Here is a 13492-nt window from a genome sequence, read left to right as displayed (position 1 = left end):
ACAAAATCCGGGCAAACAGCCGAATCTGACGAAACCGCTCCATTTGCCCGGAATTGTACAAAACAAATATCTGTAATACTATTCTTCCGCCGGAAGGAACCGTTTAAAAAACTTATCCTTTCCACACACATGACGCTCCATATCCTTTTCCTGTATAATATAATCTCCCTCTCTCAGGAAAATAAGGCCTCTCCGGTTCTGGACAAAAGGACACACCACCACACCGTCTTCACGGGTGATTTTAATCAGCTTTTCCGTTGAAATCCATCCTATGGTCACAACAGAAGTCCAGGGCATAAAGCCGTCCTCCATTCCTTTTCCCAGTTCATACTCCACTGCCTCTACTTCCAGAGAAGCTCTTTTATATTTCTTCATATGCGTCACCTGTCCTTTACTCTCTGCTGCGCTTCACTACGCAGATTCACTGTTTTCTTTCTTTTCATCAATCATCTGATGCAGCCTTTTCATGGCCTCGTCAATGCCGCCAACTTCGTTGATAATACCTTCCGCCACCGCCTGGCTGCCCACCAGTATGGTTCCCAGGTCTTTGGTAAGCATACTGGTATTCATCATCATATTTTCCAGCTGTTCCTGCGTGGCAAAACAGTGGCTGGCCACAAACCCCGTAATTCTGTCCTGCATCTGCTGAAAATAGTCATAGGTCTGAGGCGCCCCGATTACAAGCCCGTTCAGACGCACCGGATGAATCACCATAGTTCCCGTGGGAACAATATAGGAATAGTCGGTGGAAACAGCCAGCGGAACCCCGATGGAATGGCTGCCGCCCAATACCAGCGAAACCGTGGGTTTGCTCAGAGAAGCAATCATCTCCGCAATGGCAAGTCCTGATTCCACATCTCCGCCTACGGTATTGATAATAACCAGCACTCCGTCCACCCTGTCGTCATCCTCGATGGAGGCCAGTTTCGGCAGGACGTGTTCGTATTTGGTGGTTTTGGCATTAGGCGAAAGAGTTTCATGGCCCTCAATTTCCCCGATTACAGAAAGCAGATGAATTCTGTGTCTGGATTCTCCCTGCTCCAGGGTAAGCTGCCCCATATCTTTGATTTCTTCATTTTCATTTTTTTCTTTTTCCTGTTGTTTTAAATTCTCTTCCATTCAAATTCCCTTTCCTGTATGCAGATGGCATAATTTTCTCATTCTGCATTAGTATGGGAATCCGGCTGAAAATTTATACAGGAAACTGCCTGCCTTTCGGCGGCAGGGATTCTTCATGAAATTCTAACATTCACCCATCAGGTATTTGTACAGCCCTTCATAACGGAATTTGGAAGCATTCCAGGAATAATCATTTGCCATGGCCCGGTCTATCATCTGATTCCACTGACGTTTCTTATCAAAGAAAATATGTTTGGAATAATTGATAATGTTCAGCATTTCCTCCCCGTTATAGTTGGTAAAGGAGAATCCGTCTCCCACATTATCATACTCGTTGTAAGGCTGTACCGTATCTTTCAGGCCGCCGGTCTCACGTACAATCGGAATCGTTCCGTAGCGGAAAGAAATCATCTGAGTCAGTCCGCAGGGTTCAAATCTGGAAGGCATCAGGAAAGCATCTGCCGCACCGTACAGTTTGTGAGCCAGATCATCCGAATAGCAGATATTGGCCGAAATCTTATCCGGATACTTCCATGCAAAATGACGGAACATATTTTCATACTGGGCATCCCCCGTACCGATTACTACAAGCTGGGTGTAATCGTCAATAATACGCTCAATCACATAGTTAATCAAATCCAGCCCCTTCTGGTCCGTAAGACGGGAAATGAGCCCTATCATATAACGTTTCTTATCCACTGCAAGGCCCAGATCCTGCTGCAGCCGCTCCTTGTTCAGAGCTTTCTTCTTCCGGTGGCTTTCCGCATCATAATTTACATAGAGCTTTTCATCCGTTGCCGGATTGTATACATTGTAATCAATACCATTGACAATGCCCTGCATATCCATATGCCTTGCGGAAAGCAGGCCGTTCAGGCCTTCTCCGTAATAATTGGTCTGTATCTCCTGTGCATAGGTATCGCTTACCGTAGTGATATAATCTGCATATACCAGGCCGCCCTTTAACATATTGGCGTCTTTTTTGAATTCCAGCTTATCAGGCACAAATAAATCAGTGGGGAATCCCGTCAGGCCTTTCATGGTTTTAGTATCCCATATTCCCTGGAATTTCAGGTTGTGAATGGTCATAATGGATTTCATGCCCCAGAAGAACATATCTCCCTGGAATTCGGTTCTCAGATAAACCGGAATGAATCCTGTCTCCCAGTCATGACAGTGAATAATCTGAGGCTGGAAATTAATCAGCGGAAGCATGGAAAGTACCGCTTTGTCAAAGAACACAAATTTCTCCACATCAAAACGGATATCACCGTAAGGCAAAAAGCAGTCAAAATACTCCTGATTATCAATAAAATAATAGGTAATTCCATCCAGCTTGTACTGAAGGACACCCACGTACTTGTTCTGTATATAGCTTCCGCAGCTCATATAAAAGTGCGTCACATACTCAAACTGATTCCGCCACTTTTCCGGTATACAGGTATAATTTGGGATTACCACTCTGATATCCCAGTCGTTTTTGTCAAATTCCTTCGGAAGCGCACCGCAAACGTCGGCCAGTCCTCCTGTTTTGATAAATGGTACGCACTCAGATGCTGCAAACAGAATTTTTCTCATAGCTACTCCTCCAAAATCAGTTATTTTCTGTATTTTTCAAAGATTTCCCGCTTAACAGGATATGGCTTCCAGCGCCTGTGCCAGATCCGCAATGATATCCTGGGCATTCTCAATTCCGACAGACAGACGAATCAAATCCGGCGCAACTCCGGCTTCCACAAGCTGTTCATCCGTCATCTGCCTGTGAGTATGGCTGGCCGGATGGAGCACACAGGTTCTGGCGTCCGCCACATGGGTGACAATGGCAATCATGTTCAGCTTATCCATAAATTCCACGGATACTTTCCTTCCGCCCTTTAAGCCAAAGGAAATCACGCCGCAGGTACCATTCGGCATATATTTCTGAGCCAGATTATAATATTTGTTATCTTTCAGTCCGGCAAAGTTGACCCAGGCCACCTTCTCATGGCTGTTTAAAAATTCTGCCACTTTTGCGGCATTTTCACAGTGTCTGGGCATCCGCAGATGAAGTGTCTCCAGTCCCACATTCAGCAGAAACGCATTCTGAGGAGACTGGATGGAGCCAAGATCCCGCATAATCTGGGCAGTTGCCTTGGTTATATAGGCCCCTTTGCCGAATTTCTCAGTATACACAATTCCATGATAGGTAGGGTCCGGCTGAGTCAGCCCCGGAAATTTATCTTTGTACTGATTCCAGTCAAAATTCCCGCTGTCCACAATACATCCTCCCACACACATGGCATGGCCGTCCATATATTTGGTGGTGGAATGGGTGACAATATCCGCACCCCACTCAAAAGGCCGGCAATTAATGGGAGTTGCAAAGGTATTGTCCACAATCAGGGGAACTCCGTGTTCATGGGCTGCTTTTGCAAATTTCTCAATATCCAGAATCACCAGTGCAGGATTTGCAATGGTCTCTGCAAACAGTAACTTTGTGTTGGGCCGGAATGCCTGTGCCAGTTCTTCCTCCCCGGCATCCGGGTCAATAAAAGTACATTCTATGCCCTGCTTCTTCAGGGTTGCACCGAACAGGTTAAAAGTTCCCCCATATACTGTGGAAGAACATACCATATGGTCCCCTGCTTCGCAGATATTAAATACTGCATAATAATTTGCAGCCTGTCCGGAAGACGTAAGCATGGCTGCCACACCGCCCTCCAGCTCGCAGATTTTCTCTGCAACCGCATCGTTGGTAGGATTCTGCAATCTGGTATAAAAATACCCGCTGTCCTCCAAATCAAACAATCTGCCCATCTGGTCGCTGGTATCGTACTTAAAGGTCGTACTCTGATAAATGGGAAGCACCCTGGGCTCACCCCGCTTCGGATGCCAGCCGGACTGAATGCATTTTGTCTCTGTCTGGTAATTACTCATGTACCGCTTCCTCCTGCATATGTACAGTCATCTTTTGAAAATGCAGATGGCTGCCAGAAATTTCTTTTATACAATTTTAGCACATATGTCAAATATATGCCATACTTTCCTTCTTTTTTCCTGTAAATTTCCTCTCCGCGAGCTGCGCATCCCGCCCGGAGGGCTTTATCTTACAGGAAATACTTTCACACGTTATCGTGGCACAGTATTTCCTATAAGACAAAAAAGAAGCTGCCACACCGCCAGGTGCAACAGCCCCTTTTCTGTTTTAATCCAAATCTATATGACTGATGGATGACGTCCCGCTGCCGTATCCGTCCGTATTGGAAGATCCCATGGCATATTCTGCACGCAAAATGAATTTTGCCACCAGTTCTTTGAGCATCTCTGCCTGGTTGGAAAGTTCCTGGCTGGCTGCCGCACTCTCTTCCGCAGTTGCAGAGTTGGTCTGAACCACGCTGGAAATCTGATCTACGCCCAGTGTTACCTGCTCGATTGCGCTTGCCTGGTCTTCTGCCGCATCTGCAATCTGGTCTACCTTGGTGGAAGCCGTACGGACTTCTTCCACTACTTTTACCAGAGACTGGGCGGTAGAATCTGCAATTTCCGTACCGCGGGCCACAGCCTTAATGGAACTTTCAATCAGCTCTGCGGTATCTTTGGAAGCTGCGGAACTCTTGCTGGCCAGATTACGAACTTCATCTGCCACAACGGCAAAGCCTTTTCCTGCAATTCCGGCACGGGATGCCTCCACAGCAGCATTGAGAGCCAGTATGTTGGTCTGGAAAGCAATATCTTCAATGGTTTTGATAATCTTACCGATTTCGTTGGAAGTACGGGTAATTTCTTCCATGGCATTCATCATATCCTGCATCTGGTTATTGCATACTTCTACTTCGTCGCCGGCAGCACTGGACTGGTCTCTTGCCAGCAAAGCATTATCTGCAGTATCTTTTACCTGATGGGAAATACCTGCAATGGTAGTTGCAAGTTCTTCCACTGCAGCCGCCTGCTCCGTAGCACCCTGAGAAAGGGCCTGCGCACCGATGGATACCTGGTCAGAACCGGAAGCCACCTGATCCGCACTGCGGTTAATCTGTCCCAGTGTAGAACTTAAATCACGGTTTAATTTACGTATGGATAACAGCAGACTCTGGAAATTTCCAACATAACGTTCTTCTGCCTGTGTACGCACATCAAAATTACCGTTTGCCATCTCGCTTAAAAGTCTGGAAGCATCTGAAATGACATCATCCAGAATATTCGTCATATTCTTAAAGGTCTTTGCAAGGCTGCCCAGTTCGTCTCTGGACTTATATGTAACCTCGACATCAAAATGGCCTTCCACAATCTGTTCTGCCGCTTTTTCCACCTCCCGCAGAGGTTTGGTAATTCCCCTTGTCAGATAGAGGGAGAGAATCAGCGTAATCACCAATGCTCCTGCTGCCAGTCCAAGCTGCAGATTAACCAGAGTTTTCTGCATTTCTGTGGTTTCTTCATAATCTTTTTCCGCATTCTCTTCGGCAACCGCACTGATTTCTATCAGCGTATTTACGGCACCGTCCACCAACGGCTGGTATTCGTCAAGAAGCATGGTTCTGGCCGCATCCATATTTACTTCGGAGGTATCAATTACAGACTGCTGTAATTCCACTGCCTCAGCAATCTGATCTGCAAAGGTATCCAGCAGTTCAGAATCGCCGGTAAAATGTTCAAAGAGCCAGTTGGCATTTTCCTGCAACAGCTTCAGTTCCTTCTCCATATCATCCAGATGGGCCTGTGTCTTTTCAGGTTCATCTTCGATGGTAACAAAAGAAAGGTCTTTCACAATAATCTGCAGCCCGCGGCGCATACTCATGACTTTATTTGTAATCTGATATCCTACTTTGTAAAATTCAGAATACTTCTCCGCATTCTCCTGCAATCCTGAAACGGAAGTCACTACTGTTGCGCAGAACATAACAATGATGATCATAAATGTTACTAAAAGTTTTGTGCCGATCTTTAAATTTCGCATCTTTATCCCCCTATACTTCATCTAACAGCCGCCTGCTGCTTTTTCTTCCTGTAAAGCTGCATAAGCGGAGGAACTGTTAATGATTCTATAGTTTTGTTGTTTTATTCCATACACTAGATTATAATAGATTAATTGCAATCTGTCCAGCAGATTTCTTAAAATCGCTCCGTAAGCAGGTCTTCCTGAAAAATCACTCGCAGGCCTGTCTTTTCATCCCTCTTACATAAGCCCAAACAGGCTTATGTAAGCAGGTCTTCGTAAAAAATCACTCGCAGGCGCTGTTCCATCCCTCTTACAGAAGCTGCAATGCGCTTCTGTAAGCAGGTCTTCGTAAAAAATCACTCGCAGGCGCTGTTCCATCCCTCTTACAGAAGCTGCAATGCGCTTCTGTAAGCAGGTCTTCGTAAAAAATCACTCGCAAGCGGTGATTTTTTACTCATCCCAGTTATGATAAACCGCCTGCACATCATCGTCCTCATCCAGAAGATCCAGTGTTTTCTGCAGATTCTTAATGGCTGTTTCATCTGTCAGTTCCACCCAGGTCTGGGGTATCATGGTCACTTCCGCAGAGACCATGGCAATTCCGGCTTCCTCCAGCTTCTGACGTACTTCACTGAAAGCATCCGGGTCGGTAATTACCTCATAACTGTCTTCCTCCTCGGAAAAATCTTCTGCTCCCGCGTCCAGCGCCGTCATCATCAGGTCATCGGCCTCCAGATCACATTCTTCCTTATCAATGATAATCTGTCCTTTTTTATCAAACATGTAGGAGACACATCCAGGTGTTCCCACATTTCCGTATCCTTTGGTAAATGCACTTCTTACATTGGCAGCAGTACGGTTCTTATTATCTGTCAGAGCGTCCACGATAATGGCCGTCCCGTTGGGGCCGTACCCTTCGTAAGATACAAATTCATAATTGACAGACCCGGCGTCTCCGGCTGCCTTTTTAATGCCCCGGTCAATGGTATCATTGGGCATGTTATTGGCCTTGGCTTTTGCAATCACATCCCGGAGTCTGCTGTTGTTGGCCGGATCCGGCCCGCCTTCTTTCACCGCAACTGCAAGTTCTCTTCCGATAATTGTAAAAATCTTTCCTTTTGCCGCATCATTTTTCTCTTTTTTATGCTTGATATTGGCAAATTTAGAATGTCCTGACATATGGTTTCCTCTTTTCTGTTCTTTTTCCTGCTGTTTCCTGTTGTCAGTGTGTGGTCACTGCACATTCCACCTTATATTTTATTATTCTATCACGTTCCCGTCATTCTGACAAGATTCTGCTGACTGGTTTTCTTCCGCTTCCGGACATTTTGTCACTTTCACCGTATGGATAATCTTGTCCCTTACGGAACATACATGAAAATGCCATCCCTGACAGTCCAGTTCAAACTGTTCGTGTTCCCCCGGTATTTTTCCAATCAGGGAAATCAGAAATCCGTTCAGAGTCTCATAATCCGCTTCTTCCAGCGTCAAATCCAGAATAGTGCATACTTCGTCAAAGGGAGCCATGCCATTCATCAGAAAGCTCCCGTCCGGCTGGCTGATAATCATGGTTTCCTCTTCGTCATATTCATCAAAAATATTTCCTACAATTTCTTCCAGAATATCCTCCATGGCCACAATTCCGGCTGTCTGTCCATATTCATCCACCACGATTACCATGTGATTTTTTCTGGACTGCATACCCTTGAACAAATCGTTGATATTTCTTGTCTCCGGAATAAAAACCGCTTCCCGCACCAGCCCTGGGATATCTTCCACTGCCCAGTCCAGGCGCTCTCCCTTCCGGCTTTCTATCATAACATCCTTCATATGTATGATACCAATAATATTATCAATATCCTCCCGGTATACCGGAAATCTGGAATTATTCCCTTCCAGAATAAATTCCAGCACATCCTTAAGCTGCATCCTTCCCTCAATGGCAGCCACATGTTTGCGATGGGTCATAATATCCTTGGCTTCCTTGTCATCAAAGGCAAAAATATTGTGAATCATCTCTGCTTCACTGGCCTGCAGCACTCCCTGCTCATGCCCTTCTTTTACCATGGAAATAATTTCCTCTTCGGTTACGTCATCAAAGCTGGCATCAGGGTCTATGCCTGCAATCCTTACCACCAGATTGGACAGCTTTTCGGCCGGATACATATATATTTTCAGAATATTTGTCATGCCATGGATGACGCCCGCCAGGGCGAACAGCCATCGTTCCGGCCGTCTGGCAGCAATTTTCTGAGGTGCAATAATTCCCGGCACTGCAAAAAGAAAAATCCCGGTCACTGCCGCCAGCCCGAAACAAAGAACCCTGAACGCCGTCCCCGTTCCCTGCTCCAGAAAGCTGTGAATCAGAATATTTCCCAGAAGGCGAATCTGATAAATCCCAAACACACCGCTGACAAATGTTACCATCACCTGTATGGTATGTCTGATTTTATAAGGCGAATCCATCACCTTCAAAAGCCAGGCCGCCTGTTTACTGCCTTCCTCCGCCCGTTTTGACACCCGGCTCTCGGAAACTTCCTCCAGAGCCGTCAGAAATCCGTACAGCCCTCCGTTTACCGCCACCAACAAAAAAAATACTATCAGTCCTATGACCGGACTCCCGCCATCGTCCATTCCCTTCTACTCCTTTTGCATTTGTATTCTCAAACACTTGAAATATACCATTTCAGGGTATATTAGTCAAGATTTATGTATACAATTCCAAACTGATTTCAAGTGCTCTGTCTACTTTTTTCAAAATATCACTGTCCAGCCGGCAGACTCTGTCCTTCAGACGTTGTTTGTCAATAGTGCGGAGCTGTTCCAGCAACACCACAGAATCTTTCATCAGATCATATTTCGTTGCTTCCAGTTCCACATGGGTGGGAAGTTTTGCCTTGTTCATCTTAGATGTAATGGCCGCACAGATTACCGTAGGGCTGTGCCGGTTCCCCACATCATTCTGTATAATCAGAACCGGCCGGATTCCTCCCTGTTCAGATCCTACCACCGGACGCAGATCCGCATAATAAATATCTCCTCTATGAATAATCACTTTTCTCACACTCCAAAACTCTATAGGTTATTTCCACAGCCGGAAGTTCCGGCTGTGATTTCATTTCCTATTGTTCCCAATTTTTTCGTGTGTATACAGTTTATTCCAAAAGTATTCTATTCTCCAAAACAGTCTCTGGTTTCGGTAATCTTCTCTTCCTTCCGGTAAACCCTGGGAATACGCCTGCCCAGATCGCAGGCAAATTCATAGTTGAACCGGCCGGATAAGTCTCCGATTTCTTCCATGGTAATGCAGGCTCCCCCGTCTGAACCCACCAGGGTTACCACGTCTCCCTCCTGTACGCCCGGAATATGGGTTACATCTACCATAAACTGGTCCATACAGATACGTCCGCAGATGGGAGCTTTTCTGCCGCGAATCAGCACATACCCCCGGTTGGACAGGCTTCTGGGATACCCGTCCCCATACCCCACCGGAATGGTGGCAATTTTCCGGCTGCCGACCGTCTCATAGGTTGCCCCGTAACTGATGGTTCTTCCCTTTTCCAGTTCTTTCAGGAACACAATCCTGCTCTTTAAGGAAAGAACCGGCTGCAAATCCAGTCGTTTTTTCTCCACCTCATCGGAGGGCCACATGCCATAGAGGCTGATTCCGGCCCGAACCAGATTCATATTGGCCTGGGGCAAATCAATAATGGCCGCGCTGTTGGCGCAATGGTGAATGGGAACCGATACGCCCCGTTCCGCCAGCATTTCCGTCATTTTCTGAAACTGCTCTATCTGTTCCTGCGCCATGGTCTTGTCTCTGGAATCTGATTTGGCAAAATGTGTAAATACCCCTTCTGCTATCATATGCGGCATATCTGAAATCTGTGCTATCTCCTCTGCCGCTTCCTGTGTAACCTGGAATCCAAGCCGGCTCAGCCCCGTGTCTATTTTTATATGAAAGGTAATATCTTTTCCGGCTTTTTCTGCAAAGGCTGAAAGTTCCAGGGCCTGTTTCAGGGAATAAACCGTAGGGCGGATATCCAAATCCCCAAGGGCCTCGTACTGTTCCGGGAACACTGCTCCCAGTACCAGTATGGGCTTTTTCAGACTATGTCTGCGCAGAATTTCCCCTTCTTCCACCGTGGCAACGGCATACCCCCAGATAACTTCCAGTTCCTCCAGCTCTTTTCCGATGGGGACAGCTCCATGACCGTATCCGTCTGTTTTAATGACTGCCATAATCCTGGTATCCGGCCCGATGAGCTTCTGCATACCTGCCACATTGTGAAGGATTGCGTCCAGGCTGACTTCCGCATAAACTCTGCTGTATGATTTCATGTTTTTACCTTCTTTCATTCTGTCTGAATACCGGAACTCGTTCCGCCTGCCGGCCTGGCATCATATTCCCGGAGCACAGCGGCAGTTCCCTCAATAATATCCTGTGCCATCATAGCCCGGACTCCGGTTTCAGCTACCTGCCGGTCTGCCCCCGCTCCGTGAAGATACACTCCCAGGGCTGCCGCTTTCTGCGCCGTCATTCCCTGGGCTATCAGCCCTGCCAGTATACCGGTAAGCACATCACCGGAACCTGCTGTGGCCATACCGTTATTTCCGCTGGTATTAATCCAGGTCGTTCCGTCGGAAAGAGTCGTTATGGTTCTGGCGTCTTTCAGCACACATATGACATGATATTCTCCTGCAAAATCCCGCGCAGTCTGTAATAACTGTTTCTGAATATCAGAAATGCTCTTTCCCGTGAGCCTCGCCATCTCTCCCGGATGAGGCGTTACTATAACCGGAGCTTTCGCCAGTTTCAGCCATTCCGGATGCTCTGCTGTCAGATTCAGTCCGTCGGCATCCAGAATGACCGGCACTTCCGCATATTTTAAGACCAGTTTCACCAGTTTCCGGGCCGTTTTTCCGGTACCGAGACCTGGCCCTGCCACGATAACGGAAGGCCAGTGCAATACTTCCGGCAGGAGCTCTGCCAGAAATTTTGTGCCTTCATAAGTGGTCAGAATAGCTTCCGGCAGAAGCTGCTGCAAAATAATCCGGTTGGATTCCTCCGTAAACATCCGCACAAGGCCCGCTCCTGTTACATAAGCGGCTTTTGCACTGAAAAAAGCTGCTCCGGCCATATTTTTACATCCTGCCACTGTCAGCACTTTTCCATAACTTCCCTTATTGGAATCGGGCCTGCGCCTGGGAAGCCTGGCCAAATCCTTTTCTTCCATACAGTACAAAGAGGGTTTCTCTTCCAGAAAGCTCTCCTTTCCGATACCGATGTCTTTCACCAGAACTGTCCCTGCACAGCCAGCGCCCGGATACAGCAACAGCCCCGGTTTGGCAAAGGCAAAGGTAACGGTTTTATCTGCCCGGAAAGCAGTTCCCATCACTGTTCCGGTATCTGCATGAACGCCTGAGGGAATATCCACAGCAATTTTCAGTCCCTGTAATCCGTTCATTGCCGTCAGGTATTCTCTGTAAATCCCTTCGGGATTCCTGCTGAGCCCAATGCCGAACAATGCGTCCACAACCACGTCAAACTCCCGTTCCGGCAGTTTATGTTCCACCGCAATTCCATACGCACAAAGAATTTCCATCTGAACTGCGGTCTCCTCTGACGGGTGCCCTTCTTCCGGCATTACTACCGTAACGTCATATCCTTTCTGCAAAAGCATACGTCCAATGGCCAGTCCGTCTCCGCCATTATTGCCGTATCCGCAGACCACCAGAGCCGAAACCTGCTCTTTTCCGGGAAAACAGGATATAATCTCTTCCACTGTTCCCAGTGCCGCCCGCTCCATCAGAACCAGAGACGGAATTCTGAAATGTTCTATGGTATTTTTATCACACTGTTTCATCTGTCTGCCGTCAACCAGAATTTTCATACCTTTCCTCCTGTAAATACAGAACTGCGTGCGCCGGACAGAAAAATTCCTCCTGCCCGTCCTGCAGCCTGTGCGCTGCTGCGACGTCATATATTTCCTCTGCATGGGCCTGTGCATAAAAAGACACCCCTGGCCGGTTCTGTCAGGACTGTCTTTTATTTCTTTGCTTTTTTATATTCGTCTCCATACTTCAAATCAAAGGCCCCGATTACCTGGGCTCCGAATACATCATGAAGATACGTATAGATTTCCCGGTTTTTATCTTCTATGATGTCCTTGCGTATGATTTTTTTCTTCAGTTCCACGCGGGTTCTGCCAATCCAGTCAGCCAGTTCTTCCCGCTCCGTCTCGTTGCTGTTCATAATACCGTAACAGTATTCCATGGTTTCAATCATAAGCTGCTCGTTATCCATTCTCATCAGCTCCTGCAAATCTTCCAGTTCCTGCCGGCAGGCCTCCATACGCTGGTTAATTTCAGTGATCAGCCTTCTGTCCTCCTGCAGCTTTGGGGTTTCCTGCCCCTCTTCCCCGATTTCATCCATATTTGCCACAATATTTTTCATCAGTTTGGTTTTTAATGATTTTAAATCCTTTTTTTCCTGATTCAAATGTCCCTGTCTTGACAGATGGCCGCTGACCTTTTGCTCCAGCCTGGCAATTCTGGCAGGTTTTCCGTCTTCTGAAAACAGATGATGCCATTTCTGGTCCAGTACCAGCGGAGGAAGATTCTTCTCCTGTACAATTCTGTCAAATCCATGGCCTGTGTTTTTTCTTTTCCCCATTTTATCACTTCTTATCTTTTGGTTTTCGCTGATTGGCAATGTTATAAGATAACTGCATCAGGCTGTCAGAGAGATGTACATTTTCCACCACCACATGTTCCGGCAGCTCCAGATCCAGATGCGCGAAATTCCAGATGGCGTTAATTCCGAGACTCACCAGCATATTGGCCACCTGATCGGCTTTTTCCTTGGGCAGGGTAAGGGCTGCGATATCCACCTGATTCCCTCTGAGAAATTCCTCCAGTTCTTCCACCATCCGAACCTTAATCCCCCGGACGGAAATGCCTTTCAAAGCCGGATTCACATCAAACAGGCCGATAATTACAAATCCTCTTTTTTCAAATTTGATATAATTGGCAAGGGCCTGACCCAGGTTCCCGGCTCCCACTACGATGATATTATGCTGGTGGTTGATTCCCAGGATTTTGCCGATTTCATCATAAAGATATTTTACATTATATCCGTATCCCTGCTGGCCAAAACCGCCGAAATTATTCAGATCCTGCCGAATCTGAGACGCAGTGACGCGCATTCTCGTACTAAGTTCATTGGAGGAAATCCGTTCCACCCCATCGTCCAGAAGTTCTCCCAGATACCTGTAATATCTCGGCATTCTGCGGACAACCGCCTGTGATATTTCTTTTTCCATTCATTTTCCTCCTGCTCTGCGCCCGGCTTTCTCTCCTGTTTTATTATAATAAATGGGATAACAGATGTCAATGTGTGAAAATTTTAACGCAACCTGTTACTGAATTCATGTTACTGTTCACAGCACCCCTGTG

12 protein-coding genes are annotated in these 13492 nt (G+C 46.8%); all 12 read right to left on the bottom strand.

Annotation, left to right across the window (positions count from 1 at the left end):
• Positions 1-78: 78 nt before the first annotated feature.
• The 12 genes from VSQ32_03550 to VSQ32_03495 all read right to left on the bottom strand — a co-directional run bounded on the left by VSQ32_03550 (position 79) and on the right by VSQ32_03495 (position 13359).
• The gene (locus VSQ32_03550; protein MEH2941954.1) at positions 79-375 is read right to left on the bottom strand and encodes a hypothetical protein; all 297 of its coding nucleotides are present in this window, start codon (positions 373-375) and stop codon (positions 79-81) included.
• A 36-nt stretch (positions 376-411) separates the two neighbouring features.
• Complete coding sequence (locus VSQ32_03545; GenBank protein MEH2941953.1) at positions 412-1119, bottom strand: ATP-dependent Clp protease proteolytic subunit; 708 nt, start codon at positions 1117-1119, stop codon at positions 412-414.
• A gap of 123 nt (positions 1120-1242) precedes the next feature.
• Entirely contained in the window at positions 1243-2697 is a 1455-nt protein-coding gene (glgA, locus tag VSQ32_03540) for a glycogen synthase GlgA (GenBank protein ID MEH2941952.1), read from the bottom strand.
• A 51-nt stretch (positions 2698-2748) separates the two neighbouring features.
• Positions 2749-4035 (bottom strand): aminotransferase class I/II-fold pyridoxal phosphate-dependent enzyme, encoded by a 1287-nt coding sequence (locus tag VSQ32_03535; GenBank protein MEH2941951.1) that lies wholly within the window; start codon positions 4033-4035, stop codon positions 2749-2751.
• Positions 4036-4303: 268 nt separating this feature from the next.
• The gene (locus VSQ32_03530) at positions 4304-6052 is read right to left on the bottom strand and encodes a methyl-accepting chemotaxis protein (GenBank protein ID MEH2941950.1); all 1749 of its coding nucleotides are present in this window, start codon (positions 6050-6052) and stop codon (positions 4304-4306) included.
• Positions 6053-6484: 432 nt separating this feature from the next.
• Positions 6485-7213 carry a YebC/PmpR family DNA-binding transcriptional regulator gene (locus VSQ32_03525; GenBank protein ID MEH2941949.1) on the bottom strand — a complete coding sequence of 243 codons (729 nt, stop codon included), beginning with the start codon at positions 7211-7213 and terminating at the stop codon, positions 6485-6487.
• An 81-nt stretch (positions 7214-7294) separates the two neighbouring features.
• Positions 7295-8668, bottom strand: coding sequence for a hemolysin family protein (locus tag VSQ32_03520; protein ID MEH2941948.1), 1374 nt, complete (start codon positions 8666-8668; stop codon positions 7295-7297).
• A 73-nt stretch (positions 8669-8741) separates the two neighbouring features.
• Entirely contained in the window at positions 8742-9089 is a 348-nt protein-coding gene (locus tag VSQ32_03515; protein MEH2941947.1) for a type II toxin-antitoxin system PemK/MazF family toxin, read from the bottom strand.
• Between the two features lie 116 nt (positions 9090-9205).
• The gene (gene alr / locus VSQ32_03510; GenBank protein ID MEH2941946.1) at positions 9206-10375 is read right to left on the bottom strand and encodes an alanine racemase; all 1170 of its coding nucleotides are present in this window, start codon (positions 10373-10375) and stop codon (positions 9206-9208) included.
• Positions 10376-10389: 14 nt separating this feature from the next.
• Positions 10390-11928, bottom strand: a complete 1539-nt coding sequence (locus VSQ32_03505; GenBank protein MEH2941945.1) for an NAD(P)H-hydrate dehydratase — start codon at positions 11926-11928, stop codon at positions 10390-10392.
• 155 nt (positions 11929-12083) lie between these two features.
• The gene (locus VSQ32_03500) at positions 12084-12710 is read right to left on the bottom strand and encodes a hypothetical protein (protein MEH2941944.1); all 627 of its coding nucleotides are present in this window, start codon (positions 12708-12710) and stop codon (positions 12084-12086) included.
• 4 nt (positions 12711-12714) lie between these two features.
• Positions 12715-13359: a redox-sensing transcriptional repressor Rex gene (locus tag VSQ32_03495; GenBank protein ID MEH2941943.1), complete on the bottom strand. Its 645-nt coding sequence runs from the start codon at positions 13357-13359 to the stop codon at positions 12715-12717.
• Between the last annotated feature and the right edge of the window lie 133 nt (positions 13360-13492).

The organism is Lachnospiraceae bacterium JLR.KK002, assembly GCA_036941025.1.
Classification (GTDB): Bacteria; Bacillota; Clostridia; order Lachnospirales; family Lachnospiraceae; genus Petralouisia.
Note: the sequence above shows the minus strand (reverse complement) of the source record. Positions and strands in the feature narration are given on the sequence as shown.